The sequence below is a fragment of the Winogradskyella litoriviva genome (assembly GCF_013249065.1).
In the GTDB taxonomy this organism is placed as follows: domain Bacteria; phylum Bacteroidota; class Bacteroidia; order Flavobacteriales; family Flavobacteriaceae; genus Winogradskyella; species Winogradskyella litoriviva.
Genome location: NZ_JABRWQ010000005.1, coordinates 1 through 24,884 on the forward strand (window position 1 = coordinate 1; position 24,884 = coordinate 24,884).

A 24,884-nucleotide genomic window follows, 5' to 3' on the forward strand; every position below is an offset into this window, starting at 1 on the left:
AGTCATCATCACAAACAATAATATCATTAGGTTGGTTGGCAACAGGTTGCGGATTTATAATTAATTGAAAAGGGTAGATAGCATAACATTGGGTAGTACTATATTCTACTCTAGCAAAAAGTGTTTCTATTGAGTTTTGGTATAAATAATTTGTGTCTAGCGGATTCTCCTTGTTGTCAGCATCAGTTTGGTTTGCGTAATAACCAATAATTAAATTAAATGTATCATTAAGTATAATTTCATTGATTTCTAATAAATTGACTTGATTTTCATTGTTTTCACAAATATTATAAGATTCAAAATCATTGATTTGTGGAGGACTATTTAAAATGATGTCAAAAGGTACAATATCAAAACAGTCTGTAGTTGCATTTCTAATCTTAGCATAGATAGTTTGAGGGTTTGACGTGTTAGTGTAGGCTAATGGATTTTGAATCCGATTATTATCATCAAGTAAATCCTCTTCCGATTCAAAATAAGAGAAGTCTACGTTATATTGTCTTCCGTCAAGAATATCTAATTCTATTTCTGTTAAGTCCCATTCTTGCGTATAGTTATAATTATCAGCACAGTCTATTAAAGATTTTCCAAATTTCACTTCAGGAAGTGATAACGTGTTAATGCTAAATTGTTGTATATCAAAACAACCAGAGTTCATATTTTCAATACGAGCATAAATTATTTGAGGATTACTAGTTGATGTATAATTTAATGGTATTGCATTGGTGCCAACTTGCGCATTAAGAGGTGAAAAGTGAAACGAAACATTTAAGTTAGTGGTGCTGCCAGCACTTATTTCTTCTATTTTTTCAATTAAATTCGTTGTCGCTAAACCTGTTTTGTTAACGTCGCATTCAAAAATATCAGTTGGATTATTATATATTGGTGCTTGGCGCACTTCTATTTGCATTGGTGCTACTTTAAAGCAATTGCTTTCTAAAATATTTTCTAATCTTACATATAAAGTTTGAGGATTAGAATTAGCAACGTATGGATTGTTTTTATCAATTGCATTGTCACTATTAATGGCATCCTCTTCAGACTCAAAATACAATACTTCTATATTTTCCTGTCCATTAATTATCTTAATGTCATTATTTGTTAATATGAAACCAGAAGGATTATAAGGTGTTATTTCGCAACTTATATAATCTGTAATGGAATTAAGTTGAGGTTGGTCATAAATTAGAACATTAAATCTAAATACTGTAAAACATTCCGAAGATTCTATTTGTGCTCTTACAAAAATCTCTTTACTTTCTGTTGTATAATTATTTGGATTTGAAATAGCATTTACATTGTCTGTGGCATTATCATAGGTTTCGAAAAAAGTAAAAATAAGATTATCATTTGCGGCTGATATTTCAGGAATTACGGTTTCTAAATTAATAGTAGATATACCATCTTGATCTTCATCACAAACAATTATAGGTTCAGGATTAACAGCATTAATTGAATTTGTGATATTTACTTGAATCGTAGTAAAGTTATAGCATTGGTTAGGAGAAAATATATCGAGAATCCTAGCGTAAAATAATTGTTGGTCTCCTTCTATACTGTATTCTTCATTAATAGAATTAACTTGATTTAATGCATCTTCTTCGGTAGAAAATAATTCTACTGAGGTTATAATATTTTGGTTTTGTTTTATAATGTCAATTAATGGAGGAATTGAAATCGTAGTATAGTTTGTTGTAGCATCTGCATTGCCACAATAATCTATTATCATAGGTTGTGGATTATAAATAGATTCAATTTCGTAGGTTATTTTTGAACTGTGTGTACAATCAAAATATCTAGAGTTTATATAAATACTCTGGTTATTAGCTATTTCTAAAACGGAATTTGGATCTAACTCATTAACATATGAATTTCTATCTTCCTCTGTTAAATAATATTTTAAAATAATATCATCGTAGCCACTTTTAAGTTCGTTAGTTAATGCAGATAAATCTACATTTGTAACTCCATCGTTAGAAGGGTCGTCACATTCAGAAAATACTATGTTATCTTTTAAAACGTTAAACAGTAGGTTTTTATGTATTTCTATAGACATTCTAGTAGGACAGTTTTCATCAGAAAATCTAACATAAAAAGGCAAGGAGAATACAGGGTCGGAAATATGTAAAATAGGAAAATCGAGATGGTCTGGATATGTTATTAATGCAAATAAAACGTCGTATTCTGGATGTTCCGCAAAATACTCATCTCTCAATTCAATGGCATTGAAATCTGTAGTATAGCTATAATAGTCAATAACTTCTCCATTACCAATATATTCATTGTAATTAGGATCCATGCATTGGTTGATAATTATATTATTAAGAACAGGAGATGATACATAGACATAATTTACTGGGACAATAGAGGAACAGCCATTTATATTACTCTGTACTCTGGCAAAAAAACCAAGTGGTTCATTTTCAACATCAGGAAATAAAAAGATTTCATTTATTGTGTTAAAAGCATCTTCCTCTGTATTATAATATGTTACAGAAGTGTCAAAATTATAGTTAGCCACAATTAGATCTAGAACACTTAAATTTGTGAATGTAGTTTCTAATATAGAACCGTTACAGACTTCGATAGAAACTTCATTTATTTCTGGAGAGTTGTACACCGTAATATTAAAACTGCCTATTTGAAGGCAATCTCCACTCGTGCTTTCTATTCTTACATAAATGGTTTCAGATTCTACAATATTTTGATAAATACCGTTAATCGTATTAGTATTATTCTGAGCATCATCTTGAGTTAAATGGTAGCTGATCGTATAATTGGTAGACGGCAAGTTCTCGTAGATTTCATCATTTTTTAAAAGAGGGAAATCAAAGTCATATATACCATCACTAGGTAAATCATCACATATAGAAATATCTAAAATAGTAGCAGCTTCTTGAAATTCAGTAATTTCTATTACAATGGAATCTTCCATATTACAACTCTCACTAGGAGAAGGGATGTCTACGAGGACACGGTAAGTCCCAGATTGGTAGACGTTTAATGTGGAGTTATTCTCACCAGTAATAATAGTGTCGTTTAAATACCATGTGTATATAGCATCGGTATTATTAATGTCAGCATTTAATGTTAAGTCACTTCCGCAAATACTTTGGTCTGGGCCTAAATCTATAGAATTACCAAATCCTTCTGCAGAAATAAAAACAGCAGAATCAAAACGTTCATCTATATGTTCTGCAATTATAAATTTTATATGATACGTTTCGTTTGGGATTATAGCACTGGTTGCAATTAAAACACTAGTGTTACCGTTAAAATTTGTGTAGTCTAGATTATAGCCTTGAAAATATGAATCGTTTTGGGCATCGCAAAATTCACCAATATTTGGATGTATAGTATTTGTGCTAATCGCATCGGTGGTTTCTGGAATTGTTGCTATGTTGATGTAAGGATCTGTAGTTCCGGCACGTTTTATAAGGATTGCAAAAACATCCTTAAAAGTACATGGATATTCTTGCTGATACTCATCTGAGGCAAATAGGTATTTAAAAGCTATAAAATTATTAACTGAAGAAAAATCAAACTCAATAGACGTAGCATTTAGAGTTTGACTTATGCCAAGAACATCTTGTATGTCGGAATCTGTGAGCCAATCTATTTCACCTTCACTTAGGTTTTCAGTAATTAATGTATTTCCAGCAGATGAAACACTACCAGTTGATAGTATCAAACCATTTTGAAGTGGGAAAGTTGAAGCTCCTCTATCGAAAGTACCATAACTAATAATATTATTAATACTACCATTAATTGCAGAAGTAACATTGCTAACCGTTGTACAGTCATTATTTATTAAATTACTAATGAGTTGGTTGGGTTGTTGAGAACTGTCCGTAGAAATCTGTTGTGCATTTAATTGATAAAAATGCAGAAACAGTGCAAAGAATGCATATATATGGGTTTTCTTCTTCAATTTGGCAATTATACAAAAAGAAGAAATGTCTTAAAATTACATAACTTCTTTTTGTATAAATGTAAGAAATATTAAGTAAATCAATGTTTAATTATGCTAAACTGAAAGATTTTTAACGTTTTAACGTAAAATGTCCTTTTACTTCAAAGGCAATAGTACCTCGTTGTACTTGTGCTACATACCAATAATCACTTGTTGGCATTCTGTTTCCGTTGTAATAGCCATCCCAACCAGGTGATGTAGAATTTAATTGCTTTAAGAGTTTTCCGTAGCGATCAAAAATATTGATAATTGTGCCAGGCAGCGTTTCAATTCCTACAATGTGCCAAGTGTCAAAATCACCATCATTATTTGGTGTAAAGAATTTAGGGAAATCAACTACCAAAACTTCTTTAGTAGCACTAGCACAACCATTTAAATCTATAATTGTTAAGGTGTGGTAACCCATTGCTACATTTTCAAAATGATTAGATTCTTGAGGCTCAAAGTTGTCTAATTGGTACATGTAATCTCCAAGACCATCGCTAATGGTTACTGTGATATTGTTTGGGTCAGAAAAATCTACAATTTCTGTAGTTTCAATTGTTGCTGTTTCAGATTCTGATACACCAAAGTAATCCGTATTTTCACATCCAAACTGGGTGGTTACTGTAACCCAGTAGCTACCTACTTCTGTAATTTCAATTTCAGGTGTAATTTCTCCTGTTGACCATAAATAAGTATCTGTGCTAATGTTTGTATTAGCAGATACTAATACAGAAGTGTTATCACAAATAATTTGGTCTTCGATATCTATTACGGCAAGAGGGTTTACAATTGTATTAAAAGTAGTAATACTATAACAACCTGTATTATTGTTTTCTATTCTTGCATAAATTACTTCATTATCAAAAGCCATATATGGCGATTGTAATGCAGAATTATTTTCATTAGCTTGAAGCTCCGAGTTATGATAAGTAACTGTATAATCATTTGGATTTTGACCTCCTAAAACGGTTGATGTTTGCTGAGATAAATTAAACTCCATAATGCCATCAAAATCATCATCACAAGTTATTAAGTCACTTGGTTGATTAGCTATAGGTAATGGGTTTATATTTAAATTAAACTCATAATAGGTAGAACAATGCGTTGTGCTATATTCTGTCCTAACAAATAGGGTGTCAAAATCACTTTGATAGGTGTAATTAGTATCTAGAGCATTGGTATTGGCAATTGCATCTGCTTCATTATCAAAATAACTAAACAGCACATTGTAATTATTGTCTCTTGCAGCGAGATTAACCTCAGTTAAATCTACCGTTTGCATCTCATTGGCACAAGCATCAAAAATTTCAAAATCATTGATAATTGGAGGTTGATTTACAATTAACTCAATAGGAATTGTAACATAACAATTAGATATTGTATTTGTCACTGTCATATAAACCGTTTGCGGATTTGAAGTATTTGTGTAATTATCCGGATTTGCAATTTCATTAATAGTGGCTTCAGAATCTGCAAAATTTTCGTAAAAACTAACTTCTAAGTCTTCTTGTCTTATATCTAGAATATTAGATTGAGCAAAAGTTAAATCGAATTGTAATGTTCCGTCTGTATCATCATCACATTCAATTAAAGAACCAGCAGGAGCTACTTCTGGTGTACTTATAACGTTAATTACAAAAGATGTTATAGACTGACAGATGGTTCCATTATCTATTTGAACATAAATTTGTTGTGGATTTACTGTGTTTTCAAATTGAAGAGGAATCTCATTAACATCATTTATAGCATCATTTTCTGAGGTAAAAAACTTAACACTTTGTATATCTGGAATACCAGCAGAAACCTCTGTAATTTTATCTGTAAAGTCAAACATAGTAGAACCATCAACAACACTGTCATCACAGACTAGTATGTTGCTAGGCTCATTATACACAGGATTTGTTCCTACCTCAATCGTAAACGATGATGTGGTATAACAAGACTCATCTGTTGTGTTATCTACTCTTACATAAATCTGTTGTGGGTTAGAAATGTTTTCATAAATATTAGATTTATCTATTGCATTGGTTTTATTATCTGCATCAGACTGATTAATATAATACGAAACTTCCATGCCAGTTTGGCCGCTTAGAGCTTCGACATCTTTATTTTCAAAAATAAATTCTCCAATACCATCTGAGTTGTCTTCACAGAAATTAAGTTCATTTACATAGTTGGTTAAATCACCTACAAAAGGTAATCTATTAACAATGATGTCTAGTTCTTCTATGGCATAGCAACCTGTGTTTGTATTTTCTACACGCATCAATACAGTTTCAGTTTGTGCGTTGTAATTAATTGTGTCTGCTATTGCATTTTCATCTAGTTGAGCATCTGAAAGTGAATTGTGAAAAGTAACACTTCGGTCTGAAGTTGCTAAAACAGAATTTGGAATGCTATTATTTAAATTAATAATTGAAAAACCATCTCTATCGGCATCACAAATAATAATATCATCTGGTTTTTCACTTTCTGGTGCTGGTAAAACAGTAACCTCAAAAGAATTGGTATCAGAACAGCCAGTGCTATCTGAAGTGATTCTTGCATACAGCGTAAATGGATTGCTGGTATTTGTATAAAAATTAGGGTAAGCATTGGTGTCGTCTTCGGCATCTTGTGCTGTTGGATAATAAGAAACGCTAAAACCTTCTAACCCGTCAGTAATTGATAAATCTAAAGTGGCTAATTCTGTGGTAGTAAAGCCATCTTGGTCTTCATCACATATGTCTAAACTAACAACGGAATCAAATTCAACAATTGGGTTTACAACTAGTTGAAAATCTGCAACTTCAGTACATGTTGTATTAGATAATGTAATATAGATAGTTTGTGGGTTGCTTGTGTTTTCGTAAGGTATTAATGTATTAATTGCATTAGTGTTGTTATCTCTATCGTCTTCAGAGGTATAGAATTCAACTGTAACATCCTCTAGTTCGTTGATTATAGTTTCAGAAATATTAATAAAATCAAATTCTTCTATATTATTATTTCCTATATCACATAATGATACATCCTCAATAACAGTTCCTGTCAATAATAAATTAGTATGAATTTCTACTGGTACAATAGAAGCACAACCAGAACTATTATTAGCTACTCTAACAAAAACTACTTGTACGTCAGCTGTAGTATTTTGATAATTTGTGTCATTAATTATAGGATTATCACCAGAAGCTGCATCAGTTGCAGATTCATGAAAACTTACAGTAACTCCAGTTAATCCTTCTAATACTTCAGGAATAATAGAAGTTAAATCGAAAAAAGCAAAACCATCATGGTCACTGTCACAAGCATCGATAAAATGCGGTTCCATATTTATCACAGGACTTTCAATTACAGAAATATCTAATGTAGTTGTGCTAATACAACCTGTTTCTGCGTTTTGTACACTTACAAATAACTGTTCTGTTGGGTTAGTATTTGTATATGGCATTGGGTATGCATTGATACCAGCAGCAGCATCACTAGCAGTGCTATGGTAAGTAACTATTAAGCCAGATTGAGATAATGTAATTTCGGTATCCTTTAATTCGTTTAAATTCATTGAGGTGCTTCCATCAGCTGTTTGATCATCACAAACTTCTAAAGGTGTTGGGTTTGTTATAATTGGTAAAGAATTTACAATTAGATCAAATGAAGAAAATGCTAAACAACCATTTATTATATCTTCAATTCTTACATGTATTGTTTGTGGATTTCCTGAATTTTGAATTGGGCTGTTAATAGCATTAGTATTACTAATGGCTTCTGCACTAGAATAATGATAAGAAATTGCATAATCTGATGCTGGTACAGAGGCCAAAACTTCGGCATCTTTTGTAGAAAGGTCAAAGGTTTCTACTCCATCACCGCTTGAATCATCGCACAAAGCAAAGTCTGTTATCGGTTCAGCAGTTTGTGTAGAACTTAAAGTAACATTAATATCATCTTCTATAATACAAGAGCTATCAGCAAGAGGCAGTGTAATTTCAACACGATAATTTCCACTTTGAGTAGCTGTTAATGTTGGTTGGTTTTCTGAAGGAATTTGAACATCATTAAAGTACCAAGAATATACAGCACTAGTATTTGCAATATTACCATCTAAAAAGGTGCTTGTAGCGCAAGTAGAAATGTCACCACCTAAATCTACAGAGGCATCAAAACTATTCCCTTCAATAAATACGGCCGAATCATAATTTTTATCCGTTTGATCGGCAATTACTAGTTTAATTTGATATTGAACATTTGGTTGAATAGTAGCCGTTGCAGATAATACTGTTGTTCTACCGTTATAATTTGTATCGCCTACATTATAACCTTCAAAATATTCTTCGTTTGAAGCAGGACAAAAACCTACAATATCTGCATGTACTGTTTTTGTATTAACAGGTGTGGTTGTTCCTGGTACTAATGCAATATTAGTATAAGGATCACTTGTGCCGCTTTGTCTAATTAAAAAGGCAAATCCATCGCTATATTCACAAGGAAAATTACCAAAATATTCTTCAGAGGCTAGAATATAATTAAATTGTATTTGATTTGAAATAGAGACAAAATCGAATTCTATCGAAGTAGCGTTTACTGTACCAGAAATACCTAAGGCGGTTTCAAGATCACTATCTGTTAACCAAGTAGCATCACCATCATTTAAAATATCATTGTTTTGTCCATTACCTGCGGAATTGGCGTTACCTGTAGTTAAGACAATACCGTTTTCAAATGGAAAATCAGAAGAGGCTTTTTCAAAATAGCCATAACTGCCTATACCAATTGATGTTCCGTTAGAGGGTGATGAGATATTTGAGACTTCTACACAACCTTGGATAAGTGTATTTTGAATTAAGTCTTGAGGTGAAACTGAATTATCTACGGTAACCTGTTGTGCGTAAGAAATACCACAAAATAAGGCCATAAATAAGCAGAGGGAGCGATTTAAATAAGTCATTTAGTTTCGGTTAAGTTTAAAAGTTGTAGTGTAGGGTAGATTTGGGGCTAACGCATACACATACTTTAATACGGCCGAAAAGTAGAACTAATAAAGATGAAATACAAATAAATACGTTGAAATACGTAAAATGTTAACATTTGATACGAAATATCAAAGAAAATACCGACAAAAAGTAAAATAAATCGATTTTTCCTATTCATCTACTGATTCAAAAATGTGCAAAAAAGCAAAATTTAAATCAAAGGAATCAATTTATCTTATTTTCTAAATTTAAAATTTGAGGGAAAATATTTTTATATTAAAGGAGGGAATTAACTCTGAAAAAAGTTAACATGGATAAAATTATAATAAGCTTTGTATAAATCCAAATTAATAAGATGAATGGTTTAAAATTTTAACACTTCTAATAATTAACATAGACCCAACCCATAAAAGGTGTATAATTTGGGTCGTTTAAATTTAATATATAATAATAAGTGCCAACAGGTACTGTTTTGCCTTTATTGTTTAGACCTCTATTAATTATACCATACCATGGTTTGCTATTATTACCCTTATAAATAAGATTTCCATACCGATTGTATATTTGTAATTCATGTTCTGTAAAAATATCATATAAACCTTGAATATTAAACCAGTCGTTTTTAGTATCATTATTTGGTGAGAAGCCTTGAGGAATATGAGGAGGACAGTTTTCTATCGCTAAATTAAACTGAAAAACCTCATAACAAGGAGGGCTAGCTAAACGCACAAATACAGTTTCAGGATTAGAGGTATTCGTATAATCAGAGGGTATTAAAATTGCATGAGAATTGGTTTCTAGGTCTTCTAGCGAATTAAAGAATGTTACATCTTCTACATCGTATTCTATACTTTCTAAAGCTTCATATAGATTGTAAGATGAAGTTTCAAAACCTTCATTACATCCTAAAATAGTTGGTAATAAAGTTGTTTCTGGTATAATCAATAGTTCTATTTCAAAAGTTGTAATGTTATTATTTTCATTAGTTTCTGTTACAACACCAGTCATGTTACCACTATCATCTACACTTGCTATTAAAGATACGTTTGCAGTTGCATCATTGGGTAAAGTAAGTAAAACAGAGTTATTTTCATGGTCATTGATAGCTATATCGTTTTGAGTTTCACTTTGTCCTATTAAAACATTATTGTAGTAAAATGAAATTGGCGTATTTGCTGTTAGGATTGCTGTACTATTAGTATTGTGGACTGTGTAAAATAATTCAATGGTGTTGTCACCACAATTAACAATATAGTCTTCCGTGGTAATGGTTGCGTCTGGTAATTGACTGTTTAAAACTGTAATAACATTATTTATCATCACAAAGTCTTGACCAGAAGTTAATGAAATGGTCGCAGAAGTATCTCCAATATTGATATTGTTTTGAATATTGTAAACATCAATATCCATATTATACAAATCTGTGGCTCCTGTAAAAGAATTAGTGCCATTGAAGGCATTATTTGCTGGGTTTAAAGGAAAATTGCTAATAACACTTCCGTTAATTGTTAACTGTTCATTTACGGAAATACCACTATCTCCTTCCCAAGCTATAAAACCAATTTTTGCATTTTCATTATCTAAAACATTAAGGTTATCTAATGTTATACTTAAAAATGTAGGTACACTTTGTAACCCATCATATACGTTTAGTTGATTAAGTGGCAAGCTTAAGTCTTCATAAATTATAGTAATTGCCCAACCTGCAAAATTTGTACCTGTAGGACAATATGTTGATATAACATCAGTTAAATCGAAGTTTGAAAGTGTATAATTAGTATTGCCTAATTCATTAATGATTGTAGTAACATCCGCAAAAGCAGCAAAGAAAACACGATCAACATCTAAGGCGTCACTAAACGTACGTTCTGCAGTAACTTCTATATCATTTAGCGAAATGGTTAAATCTCCCGTGCCTGATCCTGCCCAATATAAATAGGCTGCAACAATGTTTTGATCACTATTAAGATTTAAGTTGGCAGTAGAAGAGGTTAGTATTGAGCATGGAGCAGTTAAACCGTTTTCTGCCGTATTCATTGTGTTGCCAATGGCAACATAATCGAATCGTCCGTTAAATTGCTGATATAAAGAAATGTCTTGCGCAACAAGTTGTAATGTTGCACAAATAAAAACAAAGTATAAAATATGTAATTTGTTTTTCAATTGATGAGGTTTTTCAACCTAAAATTACAATTTATTTTAGCGCTTTAAAGTAAAATGACCTCTTAATGTTCTGCCATCTTCAAGTTTTACTTTAAACCAGTAATCGCTTGTTGGTAATGCCTCACCATTAAAAGTGCCATCCCAACCTGGACTAAGAGGGTCTAATTCTGCTAATAATTTTCCGTAACGATCAAAAATATAAATTATTGAACTAGATTGAAATTCCGCAGAAATACCACTAATGCGCCAAAAATCATTAAAAGTATCATTATTTGGTGTAAAAAACTTAGGAAATCCTATAACAGATACTAATTGGTCTTCTATTCCGCAGTTGTTTTTATCTCTCACATATACGGTATGTAGTCCGGCAGACACATTATAAAAAATACTAGAATCTTGATAAGGCCCTTCAATTACATCTAAGGCATACTCATAATCACCTTCACTATCAACTGTAACTGAGACTGCAATTGTATTATTTTGAGAAGCATCACTCACTTCAATATTATCAATTGTTGCTATGCTAGATGGTAAAACATTAATTGTTCTGTCTTTAAAACAACCATTAGAATTTGTAACTCTTACAGAATAGGTGCCTGCTACACTCACTTCGATTTCCATTGTTGTTTCACCTGTAGACCATAGGTAGCTATAGTTATTCGGTATGTCATCTAAAACTCCACCTGTTAATGTGGTTGTTTCTGGAGCAAGATTTTTACAATAAATAGCTTCATCTGTAAGTTCAATATTTGGTAATTTAAAAACTGTAAGCGCTATTTCACTAATACCATAACAAGCATTTGCATTTTCTACCCGTGCATAAATGGTTTGATTGTAGGCAACTGTATTTGTAAATGTTGAGTTCAACGGGTTGTTTTCAATTAATGCGTCGTTGTAGGTTTCATAATACGTTAAATCTAAACCTGTTGGTGTGCCAGCTAAAACAACGTTATTAATATTGGTAAGGTCAAATTCCATAAAACCGTCTTCAGTACCATCTGTGTCACAAAGTTCTATGCTAGCGTTGTTAGAAGCTGTTGTACTCACTTCTAAAGATACTTGGCTATAACTTACGCAGCCACTTGTTGTATTAGTTACTCTTGCATAGACAATTTGTGGGTTGAAGAAGTTTTCAAACGAGCTACCATCAATTACATTTTCTTGATTTTCTGCATCTATTTGACTTAAATAATACTCTATTGAAGCATCTTGAGCACTATTTGTAATGTCATTATGGGCTTCAGTAATATTAAATATTGTAAAACCTTCTGGTATACCATCTTCATCGCATTGCAAAAGTGAGACATCATTGGCTATTGGTTTTGGTAGTACCTCAATATTAAAAGAAGTGAAACCTATACATCCCAAATCTAAATCTTCAATTCTAACAAATATTTCAGTTGGCGTTGGTGATGTATTAGTATAATTAACTGGTAGTGGAGAAGATGATACTTCTGCATCAGCTTGACTTAAATAATAACTTATATTGTAATTTGCATCAGCAATTCCTTCAATAATTTCTTGGCTTTTAATATCGAAATCAAAAGTTGCCAAACCATTTTGGTCATCACCATCTATGTCATTATCACAAATGCTATAATCAGTTGGTACGTTGAAATTTGTTAATGTTGTAACGTTAATTATAAGTTTATTTATGATAAAGCAGTCAGTGGTTGTGTTTTCAACTCTAACATAAATACTTTGGGTGCTTGAGGTATTATTAAATATATCACTTAATGCATTTGCATTTATATTAGCATCACTTTCAGATAGGTGATAACTAACAACTACATCAGATTCTCCATTAATTATATCTTGCGATAGTTGTGTAAAATCAAACTCTCTAATGGAATCATTAAATGGTGCTTTATCATCACAAGCATCAATGCTAGGAAGATTAGTGGACGTAGAATCAGCTAGTAACGGATTAGAAGGGCCTTCCGGAAATGTTGCAGTACCCGTCCATTCTATAGAGAAAGGGCTATTTCCTATAGGTCTGTCAATCACAATAAAATAGCTCTCTCCTGCTAATACATCTATATCACTTACAAAACTATCACCATCAGCTCCTGGTCCTTCATCAGGATCAGGGTCGGTACTATTCATTCCTGTTAAATTATTGCCTTGGTTGGCGTTAGACGGGTTAGTTGTAGAACAACGAATAGCTTGGCCTATATTGCCACAAGCAACATTAGGTCCAAATACATAAAAATCATAATCTTCATTAATACTGGTACTACTTGGTGTTAGTGTAAATGCTAGTGTACCATCTGTTGCGATATTAACAACTAACCATATACTATTGTTTTCTCTACCTGAGCAGGTATTTGATCCGTTTAATTCTTGTGTACCAACACCATTAACATCTAAACTAAAACTAGAATTACCACATACAGTTACTGCATTAGCGCAATCGTTAGGTTCTTGTGCAAAAACCAACAAATTAAAAATAAAAATTGTGGTAAAGGCTAAAAGAGGTTTAAATAAAGATTTAGGGTTTTTGGTCATCGTTTTAATGTGAAATGATTGGTGTAAATTCGTCCATCTTCTAAAGTAACTTTAAACCAGTAATCGCTAGTTGGCATTTTATGGCCATTGTAATTACCATCCCAACCAGGACTCAATGGGTCTAGCTCTTTTAAAAGTTTTCCGTATCTGTCAAATATATATATTATTGAGTTAGCTTGAAACTGTTTTGTTATTCCATAAACTTGCCAAAAATCATTTATAGTGTCATTATTAGGTGTAAAGAATTTAGGGAAGCCTATAACGGATACTAATGTTTCTGTAATACCACATTCGTATTTATTTCTGACATAAATTGTATGTAAACCGGGAAGAACATTAGTAAACGTATTACTGTCTTGGTAAAAACCAAATTCATCATCTAATGCATATTCAAAATGGTCTGGATATTCGTTTTCGTTATTTACAAATACTGTAATAGAGTTGTTTTCTGATGCGTCGACAACTTCAATTTCAATGGTTGCTAAATCAGAAGGTAAAACTGTAATTGTTCTAACTTTATTACAGCCATTGGTGTTAATGACACTAACTGTATAAATACCAACTTCATTTATTTCTATTTCTGAAGTAGTTTCTCCTGTAGACCATTCGTAATAATAGTTATTTGGTAAATCTTCAATTACACCACCATTGAGAACTATGGTTTCAGGATAAGTGTTTAAGCAATATATTGTTTCAAATTCAGTTTCAATATTTGGTAAGTTAAAAACAGTTAATTCTATTTCGCTAATACCATAACAAGCATTAGCGTTTTCTACTCTACCAAAAATGGTTTGGTTATAAGCCATGGTATTTGTATAAGTAGCACTCAAAGGATTTATTTCTAATAATGCATCTTCATAAGTTTCGTAATAGATTAATTCTAAATCTGCGGTTGTGCCAGCTAAAATAGAATCGTTTGCATCAGATAAATTAAAAGTCATAAAGCCATCTTCAGCCCCATCTGTATCGCATAATTCTAAGCTTGTGTTATTGGCAGATGTTGTGCTTACTTCTAATGAAATTTCACTGAAATTTATACAATTTGAGTCTGTGTTTGTGACTCTAGCATAAATAAGATGTGGATTATAATAATTCTCAAAAGCATTGGCATTGATGGCATTTTCTTGGTTTTCGGCATCAATTAAAGAGAGGTAAAATTCAACTGAATTTATAGAGCCGTCCGTTATTTCTTCTATATGATTATTAATGTTGAAAACGGTAAAACCTTCTGGTATTCCATCTTCATCACATTGTATAATAGATAAATTATTTGCAATTGGAATTGGGTTGACCTGTAAATTAAAACTTAATGTTAAGTAACAATCTGTTTTTAAGCTATTTTCAATCCTTGCGAAAATAGTTTCATTAAAAGCAGAAGTATTAGTGTAAGTTGAAGGGAATGCTGACGTTTTAGTATCTGCATTATCCTCTGATGAATAAAAAGTTATAGAGACGGCAGATACATCTTGTTCTCCAAAAATTTCAGGTATTAAACCTTCAAGATTTACTGTGCCTATGCCATCGGTTTGGTCATTAAGATTATCACAAATTTCAATAGTATTTAAATCTGAAAATTGTGGTGTGCTAAATACTTCAAGATTAAATGAATTTATATCGTAGCAATTGGAGTTTTCAGAATTATCAACACGTACAAAAATGGTTTGAGGGTTTGTGACATTAGTGTAAGGAAAAGTGATTTCATTTTCACCAGAATTGGCATCTTCAATAGTTTCATAATAATGAACATTATATATTGACGCATCTTGTGTTAATAAGGCTTCTGAGTTTTTGTCTGTGAAATCAAAACTTTGAAAACCATCATTAATAAAATCATCGCAAACTTCAATATCTGCAAGTGTATTTGCTACAGGTATGTCAAATACGCCAACAACAGCACTTCCTTCAATTGGGCAATTTCCGTTATTAGGTTCTATGTATACTTCGTAAAAACCTGGTGTGTCAACAAATAATTGAGAGGAGGTTTCTGTTAATGCAGTATCATTAAATTTCCAAAAATAATCTGCACCTTCAATGTTTTCGGCTTGCAAAGTATAAGAATCGTTTGTACATAATTTTAGTTCTGTGGTGCTTATACCATTTTGAATGATATCAATTTCAGAATTAAACAAAGACTGAATAAAAGGCGGTAAACCAATTCGGCTTTTATTAATATTGCTGCCATTTATATCTAAAAGTATACCTTGCTCAATATAGCCTGCTAAACTTCCGTTAGCCTCAGGATTAGGGATAACACCAAGATAGTCTGAAATATTATCATTACCATTATAGCTTAATTGTGCTCTGTATATGCGTCTGTCGATTCCTAACTGCAATGCTCCTGCTGTAATATCACTAGAAGTATGTATAATTTGCATGGAATTTACAATATCTGTACTTTCTAAATCCCATTGCATAACCTGACTAGTTCCTGCGCCTCCAGCTCCTTGGCTAATAGTTGCATAAACTTTTCTGTTTTCTGCAGAGAATTCTACACCATAAGGACTAGCGTTGTTCTCTGTGCCGTAGAGTTGTAAATGGTTAGAAATAACACCTGTTTCGTTATTAAAATCATATAAATCAACACTTCCTGCTGCATTACCAGCCGCAACTGTTGCATAGCCAAAATTGGCAGCAATTATTTTAGATGCATCTGGAGACGCTTTTAAATAGCCCAAAGAGTTACGCCTATAACCTTCAATAGGAACATTTGGACCAACTGTAGAAACAACAGGTGTTGTATTAACACCGTTAACATCAATTCTAAAGGCATAGAATTTATTTCCGAAATGTGTAATAACCCAAAAAGACGAACAATCTTCAGCTCTAACAGCTGTTATTTTTTCAGAACATTTATATTGAAGTTCTAAAAGCACTGAAGGGTCATAAGTAACTAAGTGTATATTTTTTTCAATAGCATCTACATCACCTAGACCACCATTTAGTGTCATATCTATTAATGAGTAATTAAAACCATTGTTAAAACCATCATCTTGTTCTGGTGCAGAACCGCCTTGATCATAAGTGCCTGTAAATTGGTTTGGGTAAGCACTAGCATTGTCATGATGAGGTTCATCTACTGTAAAGAGGTAATATTTTGTTGGGTCTTCTGGTTTAGGAACAATGAGCCCAGAAGATGTGCTCGATGGATCACCCAAAAGACCAGTGCCTCCAAAATAATCTCCATTAGACATGATTTGGTGGTTGCTGTTCCAGACGGTTCTGCCATCTGAGTAAAATTGTAAATTACCGTCTGCATCAGAGATTGAGGTGCAGCCTTCTAAAGTATTTATTTGTCCATTGGTTATTGCTGTAACGGTACCAGTTTCGGCATTAAATTGCAGCCCAGCATTTTGACCAAAGTACCAGAATGAAGCTTCATTTTGAGCAAATAATTGGACGCTAGAAATTATTAAAATAAAAACTAAATAATTCTTTTTCATAACAGCTTAATGTGCAGCAAACACATAATGTGTACAAGATAACAATAGAAGTTATATTCTAAAAGTTTTCTCCTGAACATTATTAAGCAGCACTTTTAAAGCTATTACAAATCTCGCTTTTTTAGTAATTGATACGATAAAAAGACAAAAATGCTTGTCCAACCTAATACAATGACAATCTCATACCAATGTACTGCGTAGTCGTACATCATATTTGTTTTGTCTGGGAATTTTGTCATTGCAATTCTCTGAATAGGTTGGTTAATAAGATTCCACATAGATTGAAGTGGCATAAAATTATGAATGCCATCTGCAATGGAGTCACTTAGTTTCCATTTCATTAATCCGTACGTAATACTTTCTGTAATAAATAATAAAAACAAAAAGCCTAACGCAAAAGCAGAGCGTTTTACAAGCATACCTAAGAATAGACATAAGCTAAAAAAGCCAACTAATTTTACAAAATAGGCTAATAAAAATTCAACTTCTCTAAAAACTATAGAAGCTTCAGTATAACTGGAGTAGTATAAACCTATAAAGTAGGTTGCCAAGCCAATAAGTAAGGTTGCACACAATGAGAAAAATACAATGGTGTAGAATTTAGAAAGGATAAATTCCTTTTTACTTAAACCATCAATAAGGTTTTGCTTTAGGGTTTTATTACTATACTCATTACCAATCATGCTTACCACAACGATAGCAAAGAAAAACTTAAACTGTGCTGCAAAAAAGGTAGTGATATGCCATATGATTGGAAAATTAAAAATGCCAAGTTCACCTAATTCTAAAGTAAAGAAACCAAAGAAATTAATTTTAATAGAAGATAGAATTAATACGGTAAAGGGCAATATAAAGGAGATTATTATTAAAACTCTACTAGCCTTATTGAGCCAAAGTTTTTGTAATTCGAGTTGTATAAGACGTAACATATTTTAGTTGATTTTTGATTGTTAAGTAATAGATTAAACCTCTATTATTAGTTTGCTTGGTTGTCTGTTAATTGTAAAAATTGCTCTTCTAAACTCTCTTTTCGCTTAACTAGATGAGATAATAATATGCCTTTTTCAAACATTAATTTATTAAAATCTGAAGCAGACATTGGTTGGTTTAAAAAAGCTGTTATTAACTCGCCTTCAACTTTTACTTTTTCAATATTTGGATGTGATTCTAAAATGCTAATTAATTCTTGATGCTTTTCGGCCTTTAATTCAAAAAAGCCATGACTGTTAATCATTTCATCTACACGACCAGAATATAGTTTTTTACCTTTACGCAAAACCACTACGTGCGAGCATACCTTTTCAACCTCGTCTAATAAGTGAGAAGCCAATAGAATAGTTGTTCCGTTAGCAGCAATATCCTTTATTATTTGGCGTATTTGATGAATTCCTTGTGGATCTAAACCATTGGTTGGTTCATCTAAAATTAAAATTTCAGGATCATTAAGTAGGGCAGAAGCAATGGCTAAACGTTGTTTCATTCCTAAAGAATAGGTCTTAAACTTATGTGTTTTTCTGTCTAATAAGCCAACAATTTCTAATTTTTCGTCTATTTTACTATGCGGAACGCCTTTAATTTTACAAACTAATTTTAGATTTTGCTCTGCAGACATGTAAGGATAAAAGTTAGGCCTTTCAATAATAGCACCAACTTGTTTTAAGGCTTCATGTGTTGTTGTGTTGCCATCAAACCAGTGAAAATCGCCTTGTGTTTTGTTTACTACATTAAGTACAATACCTAATGTGGTAGATTTTCCGCTTCCATTAGGACCTAAAATGCCGTAAACATTTCCTTTGTTTATAGTGAAACTTAAATCTTTTACAGCTGTTAAGTAGCCAAATTTCTTAGTGAGATTGTTAATGGTAAGGATTGGTTCCAAAATTATTGGTTTTAGAGATATCCAGAAAGCCTTTAGTTATGTTTAAAGAAACAACTAGATATTAATTGGTTATGTGGATAAGACGAATGAGGTTATTATTTGTTACAATAATTTAAATAAAACTCTTAAATTTATGCAATGAACGAAGATTTAAAAATATCAAAAAGAAAGCCATCTTACCCTATATCTACAAAGTTAGATGCGTATTTAACCCACTATAGGCGTAATATTAATTTACCAATTTTTTATTCCGATTTGTTACGTTTTCAAGGTTCTATTATTGTTTATGATAAGAATGATGAAGACACACTTTGGATACGTGTTTATTATAATGATTATGAACGCGATGAGATTGATTTGAGTCTTAAACGTGTGTATTCTAGTCTAGTATCTGATGGAGGAGAGAGTATTTTAAAGTACCTAAGTGTAGATGCTATTGATTTTTGCACTTTTGGTAATTCTAAGCCTTTTAGAATTAAAGTTAGAAATATTCTTAACGATAATTACACGTATTTTTATATTAAAAAAGCAGATGCCTCTCGTATTTATGGGTTAGAGTTAGAACATATGTTGTCACCACATAGTTTAAACTTTTTAGTGTGGAAGGATACATTAATTGAAGAACACATAGCGGGAATTCCTGGTGATGAATTTATAAAATCGAAACTTCCAGATTGTAGTTCTTCAGAAAAATCACAGATAGCAAAAGAGTTTGTAAAATTTAACGAACGTTGTTTAATTAGGCTTTTAGGAGATATGCGTTCTTATAATTATGTGTTTGTGCCCATACACGATTTTGACCAAGTCGTTTTTAGAATTAGAGCCATTGATTTTGATCAGCAATGTTATGAAGGCAATTTAAAAATATACAGACCACAATTTTTTAAAGAGAATTTTAAGATGGTAGAACTGGTAAAAGAAAGAATACAAAAAGAATCTATAGACCAGTACAAAATAGAAGAACGTTCTATTGTAGCTAAACGTATGATAAGTTATAAAAATCGCTTAAAACGATTATTGGAATGTATGACTAGCGATAAAATTTCTACTGATGAGCATATAGAATTGATTAAAGCAGAAATTTTTAATTACACACACGATGTTAACTTTAAAAAAAGTAATAACATGGGTGAAGTTCTTAAAAATGCACTCGACTTTGTAAAACGAAATTATGAAGGTGTAGGTTTAAATAGACTATAAATAGATTGACTTGTGCTAAAAAAATACATAATATAAAATGCTCAATATAATAGCAGAGTTATTACTTTGCCGAGAGGATTATAAGTTTAGAAAAAGAAAACAAGCAAGACGTCAATTTGAAAAGGAAAACAATCTTCCTAAAAAAATAATGATTCATCCTGTTTGGGCCCTTTTTGGAATTATTGTGATTATTATAGTTCTATTAAAATTTATAATTGGATTTTTCTTTTTTTCTGATGTTGGAGATAAAAAGACTTTAGAAAAAATGGAAGCGATAGAACTAATATTAGAAAAAGAAAAAGCTGATATTGGGAGTTATCCAAACGAATTAAAAACTATAATTAGAAATAATCCCCTAAGAAAAGACATAACTATTGATTTTTGGGGAAATGAATTCTTTTATAAATTAAAAGAAAATGAGCAAGATTATATCCTTATTTCAAAAGGTAAAGACGGTATTTTAAAAACAGAAGATGATGTAAAAAAGTAAAAACTTGCCAAAATCATTAATTAAGGCAAGTTTATTTATGTAAGTTTAATTGAAATATTTAATTCCAGTTTTCGTCAAAATTTAGATTATCATAGTCGTCTAGGTCTAAATCATCATCAAACTCATTGTAATCATCATCTTCATCAGCTTCAAATGTTTTTTCTGGTGCTTCATCAGGTATTTGACCATGTACATACATTAAGTTAGGATAGTCTGTACCTTCAGCTTCTTCAACAATTTCGCCTAATTCTACATAAAACGTCCACATATTCATAAAATCATATAAATAAATGAGTCTTGTTGAGGCTTCATGTACTACATCTTTAATGATGGTAGTACTCATCATTTTTACTTCATTACCAGCTTCGCTCATATCCATCATAGAGATTTCCTCTCCTTGATTCCATTGGTCGTCACTTATATAAAAAGAAGCCATTTCCATACCATCAAACCCAAAAGATTGCGTAATAATGTTGTGAAGGTCTTCCATGGTGTCACTTTCACGAATCTCTAAGTCGCGGAACACATCATCGTCTGTATCGTTATCTAGGATAACTCTAAATCTATAAATCATGCTGCAAAGTTAATAGAATTTTTAATTATTTACTGAAGCGATGTAAAGTAAAAATCATAGCACTTAATAAAATAAAAGCGCCAACTTGGTGCAATACACCCAACCAAACCGGAACGGCTAATAGTAAAGTTAAAACACCTAGAAAAAATTGAATACCTACCATTATTAATAAAATATTAATCCCTTTTTTCTGAAAAGAAGTTAAAGACAATGGTTTAGCCTTGTACCAAATGGCAAGTATTAATATAACAACAATATAAGCCAAAATTCTATGTACAAACTGAACACCACTTTTACCTTCAATAAAGTTGAGATAAGTTGGGTTTTGTTCTATAAAAACGGTTTCGTGTATCCATTTTCCTTCATTCATTAATGGCCAATGATTATGAATCCATCCTGCATCTAATCCTGCTACAAAAGCACCATATATAATTTGAATTATAAGAATAACTAAGCTCCATCTTATAAAATTCCGTATTTTTTTATTAATGACTTTTTTATCAGGAAACATTAAGTCTAAAGCCACCCAAAACGTGTAAGCAAAAGTTAAAAATGCGGTTGTTAAATGTGCTGCTAACCTGTAATGACTAACATCTGGTCGGTCTACCAAACCACTTTTTACCATATACCAACCAAGAAATCCTTGAAATCCTCCCATGATTAAAAGAATAGTAGCTTTTTTTATAGTCGATTTTGAAAGTCGTTTTTTTATTAAGAAATATACAAAAGGAAAAAAGAATACCAAGCCAATAAAACGACCAATAACTCTATGAATCCATTCCCAGAAATAAATATCCTTAAATTCTTCTAAACTGAAATGATTGTTTAGTTTCTGATATTCTGGGTATTGTTTGTAAAGTTCAAAAGCTTCGTTCCACTCAACATCATTCATTGGTGGAATTGTGCCAGAAATTAATTTGTAATTAGAAATTGATAATCCAGAATGTGTTAATCTTGTTATACCTCCAACAACAACCATGATGAAGATTAAAATACAACCGGTTAAAAGCCAGTAAATTACGGTTTTGTTTTCTTTTTTCATCTTTTTATTTTTTTCTCAAAGCACAAACTATTTTTAACACCTTTATATTGACCATAGTTTGGAATAATTTGATATGCATTTGTTTTGTAAAACGCAACAGCCTCTTGTTGTCTAATTCCGGTTTCAAGGATACATGACGAATAGTTTAATTCTTTAGCCCAATCTTCTAGTTCCGTTAATACTTTTGTGGCAATGCCCTTATTTCTTGCTTGTGTAGTCGTAAACATTCGTTTCACTTCAACACTGTTTTCATTATATTTTTTAAAAGCTCCACAAGCAGATGGTTTTCCATCTATGTAAGCAATAACTACATGTTTTAGTGCCTTTATAGAATTAAACTGATTATAAAAATTATGCTCATCACCATCTGTTGTTTTTAGATAAGCATCGAGTTGCTTAACTAAAAATATAAAATCTTCATTTTCTGCATTGGATCTAATAATTTTTATCATCCTTTAAGATGTTTCAAGTCCTAATTGCTTCCCTTTTTCTAACATCAATTCAAAAGCAGCTTTATGTTCATTAGGGATTTCTCCTTCTAAAATAGCTTCCTTTATGGCTTCTTTAATTAAACCAATTTCTCTTGAAGGTTTTAAGTTAAACGTTTTCATAATTTCTTCACCTGTAACTGGTGGTTGAAAATTTCTAATCTGATCGCGTTCTTCTACTTCAATAATTTTATCTCTTACTTTTTTGAAGTTATTATGATATTTTTTGAATTTTTTAGGGTTCTTTGTTGTGATATCTGCTTCACAGAGTGTCATTAAATCGTCTACATAATCACCAGCATCAAACACCAAACGTCTTACAGCAGAATCTGTTACATCTGAAGCTAAAACAATTGGTCTCGAACTCATAAACACCATTTTTTGAACAAATTTCATTTTGTCATTTAATGGCATTTTTAATCTTTTAAAGAGTTTGTAAACCATTTTAGAGCCTACAAATTCATGCGCATGGAAAGTCCATCCAATTTTTTTATGAAACTTTTTTGTTGGTGCTTTTCCTATATCGTGCAATAATGCAGCCCAACGTAACCAAAGGTTATCTGTAGTTTTGGCAATATTATCTACAACTTCTAGCGTGTGATAAAAATTGTCTTTGTGTCGTTGTCCTTCAATTTCGTCAATACCTTTTAAAGCTGTTAATTCTGGAAGGATATAATCTAAAAGTCCTGTTTTTTCTAAATGAATAAAACCTATAGAAGGAATTTTACTTTCTAATATTTTATTTAGCTCTACAACAATACGCTCTTTAGTGATAATCTTAATACGTTCCTTGTTATCTGCAATGGCTTTAAGAGAAGCATCTTCAATTTTAAAGTTTAATTGTGTTGCAAATCTTATGGCACGCATCATTCTTAGAGGATCATCGCTATACGTAATATTTGCGTCTAAAGGAGTACGGATTATACCTTTATCTAAATCATTTAAGCCATTAAAAGGGTCTAATAACTTACCGAAATTCTTTTTATTTAAACTCAGTGCTAATGCATTAATAGTAAAATCTCGTCTATTTTGGTCGTCTTTTAATGTACCGTTTTCTACAATTGGATTTCTGCTATTTTCGTTATAACTCTCTTTGCGTGCACCAACAAATTCAACTTCAATATCTTCGTAACGTAACATGGCTGTTCCGTAGGTTTTAAAAATTTGAACTTTGGGTTGATTAGGTAGATTTTTTGCGACTTGTTTGGCTAATTCAATACCACTACCAACAGCAACTATATCAATATCTTTAGCATCACCACGTTCTAATAAATAATCGCGCACAAAACCACCAATGACATAACTTTCTACTTGTAATTCTTCAGCAGATTGAGTTATGTATTTAAAAATGTTGTGTTTTAAGGCTTGTTTGTGGTTCATATGATAATTGAATCAACAGAAATTCTTCAAATTAATTAAAAACAATCTTGTTTTTTTAGCTGTGCAAAGATACGACACAAGGCTAATCTATTAAAATGTAAAACAAGCTTTTTAAGGTGTTTTAAAGATTAAGAATTTTGAAGATAGAATTCGGCTATTTTCCAATCTAATGGTGTGTCTAAATCAATTGACGTTTCTTCAGACATTATGTATTTTTTTACTTTGTTAAAGGCTTTCATCTTTTGTTGACGTAATGAATTTGAATTTATAACATAGATAGCACCATTAAATTCCCAAACCTTAGGACAATCTTGTCGTCTGGTATAGTTGCCTTCTTTAGATGGTTTTAAAAAACCGTTGTCCTCTTCGTATAAATTATAATACGGATTTGCAGAAGCTTGTTTAGCCGAAACCACCATGTCTATTGAGTTGTCGTACAATTTTATACAATCTTTTACTTGCTCTAAAGTTCTAAAAGGCGATGTTGGTTGCAAGAGAACAATAGCATCATATGTTTTATTATTTAGTTTTTCATAGGTGGCCAAACCGTGTAAGATTACATCTTGCGAATTGGCTTTATCTGTAGCTAATTCTGCAGGACGTTTATATGGGATTTTCAGCCCTAATTTTTCTGCAATTTCAATAATTTCGTCGCTATCACTTGTAAAGCAAATGTCTTTTATATCCGCAATTTCTTTGGCAATATCTATACTATATTCAATTAATGGTTTTCCGTTTAAAAGCTTAATATTCTTTTTCGGAATACCTTTACTTCCGCCTCTTGCAGTAATTACAACTAAATAATTCATG

14 protein-coding genes are annotated in these 24,884 nt (G+C 31.7%); 2 read left to right on the forward strand and 12 right to left on the reverse strand.

The features are described from left to right. From HNV10_RS11505 to HNV10_RS11535, 7 genes are all read right to left on the reverse strand, one after another. Positions 1-3,931, reverse strand: a 3,931-nt coding sequence (locus HNV10_RS11505) for a choice-of-anchor L domain-containing protein (protein ID WP_173301536.1), incomplete at its 3' end; no start/stop codon positions are given. 112 nt (positions 3,932-4,043) lie between these two features. After that, positions 4,044-8,885, reverse strand: a complete 4,842-nt coding sequence (locus HNV10_RS11510) for a T9SS type B sorting domain-containing protein (protein ID WP_173301537.1) — start codon at positions 8,883-8,885, stop codon at positions 4,044-4,046. 406 nt (positions 8,886-9,291) lie between these two features. Then, positions 9,292-11,073, reverse strand: a complete 1,782-nt coding sequence (locus tag HNV10_RS11515) for a gliding motility-associated C-terminal domain-containing protein (protein ID WP_241695501.1) — start codon at positions 11,071-11,073, stop codon at positions 9,292-9,294. Between the two features lie 36 nt (positions 11,074-11,109). Then, positions 11,110-13,581, reverse strand: a complete 2,472-nt coding sequence (locus HNV10_RS11520) for a T9SS type B sorting domain-containing protein (protein ID WP_173301538.1) — start codon at positions 13,579-13,581, stop codon at positions 11,110-11,112. Further along, entirely contained in the window at positions 13,578-17,021 is a 3,444-nt protein-coding gene (locus HNV10_RS11525; protein WP_173301539.1) for a T9SS type B sorting domain-containing protein, read from the reverse strand. The genes HNV10_RS11520 and HNV10_RS11525 overlap by 4 nt, the downstream gene beginning before the upstream one ends. A 104-nt stretch (positions 17,022-17,125) precedes the next feature. Next, a complete protein-coding gene (locus tag HNV10_RS11530; protein WP_173301540.1) occupies positions 17,126-17,950 on the reverse strand; it encodes an ABC transporter permease in 825 nt (274 codons plus the stop codon). 47 nt (positions 17,951-17,997) lie between these two features. After that, positions 17,998-18,900, reverse strand: coding sequence for an ABC transporter ATP-binding protein (locus HNV10_RS11535; protein WP_173301541.1), 903 nt, complete (start codon positions 18,898-18,900; stop codon positions 17,998-18,000). Between the two features lie 138 nt (positions 18,901-19,038). Here HNV10_RS11535 and HNV10_RS11540 point away from each other — a divergent pair, with 138 nt between their 5' ends. After that, positions 19,039-20,100, forward strand: a complete 1,062-nt coding sequence (locus tag HNV10_RS11540) for a hypothetical protein (RefSeq protein ID WP_173301542.1) — start codon at positions 19,039-19,041, stop codon at positions 20,098-20,100. Positions 20,101-20,137: 37 nt separating this feature from the next. Continuing rightward, positions 20,138-20,590 carry a hypothetical protein gene (locus tag HNV10_RS11545; RefSeq protein ID WP_173301543.1) on the forward strand — a complete coding sequence of 151 codons (453 nt, stop codon included), beginning with the start codon at positions 20,138-20,140 and terminating at the stop codon, positions 20,588-20,590. A gap of 58 nt (positions 20,591-20,648) precedes the next feature. Here the strand turns inward: HNV10_RS11545 and HNV10_RS11550 are convergent, their stop codons facing one another. From HNV10_RS11550 to HNV10_RS11570, 5 genes are all read right to left on the reverse strand, one after another. Then, positions 20,649-21,164: an IS1096 element passenger TnpR family protein gene (locus tag HNV10_RS11550; RefSeq protein ID WP_173301544.1), complete on the reverse strand. Its 516-nt coding sequence runs from the start codon at positions 21,162-21,164 to the stop codon at positions 20,649-20,651. 25 nt (positions 21,165-21,189) lie between these two features. Then, the gene (locus HNV10_RS11555; RefSeq protein ID WP_173301545.1) at positions 21,190-22,206 is read right to left on the reverse strand and encodes a COX15/CtaA family protein; all 1,017 of its coding nucleotides are present in this window, start codon (positions 22,204-22,206) and stop codon (positions 21,190-21,192) included. Next, on the reverse strand, positions 22,203-22,658 hold the full coding sequence (locus tag HNV10_RS11560; RefSeq protein ID WP_173301546.1) for a GNAT family N-acetyltransferase: 456 nt from the start codon (positions 22,656-22,658) through the stop codon (positions 22,203-22,205). Before HNV10_RS11560 ends, HNV10_RS11555 begins: the two co-directional genes overlap by 4 nt. 3 nt (positions 22,659-22,661) lie before the next feature. Continuing rightward, positions 22,662-24,074 carry a CCA tRNA nucleotidyltransferase gene (locus HNV10_RS11565; protein ID WP_173301547.1) on the reverse strand — a complete coding sequence of 471 codons (1,413 nt, stop codon included), beginning with the start codon at positions 24,072-24,074 and terminating at the stop codon, positions 22,662-22,664. Positions 24,075-24,202: 128 nt separating this feature from the next. Further along, the gene (locus HNV10_RS11570) at positions 24,203-24,883 is read right to left on the reverse strand and encodes an acylneuraminate cytidylyltransferase family protein (protein WP_173301548.1); all 681 of its coding nucleotides are present in this window, start codon (positions 24,881-24,883) and stop codon (positions 24,203-24,205) included. Between the last annotated feature and the right edge of the window lies 1 nt (position 24,884).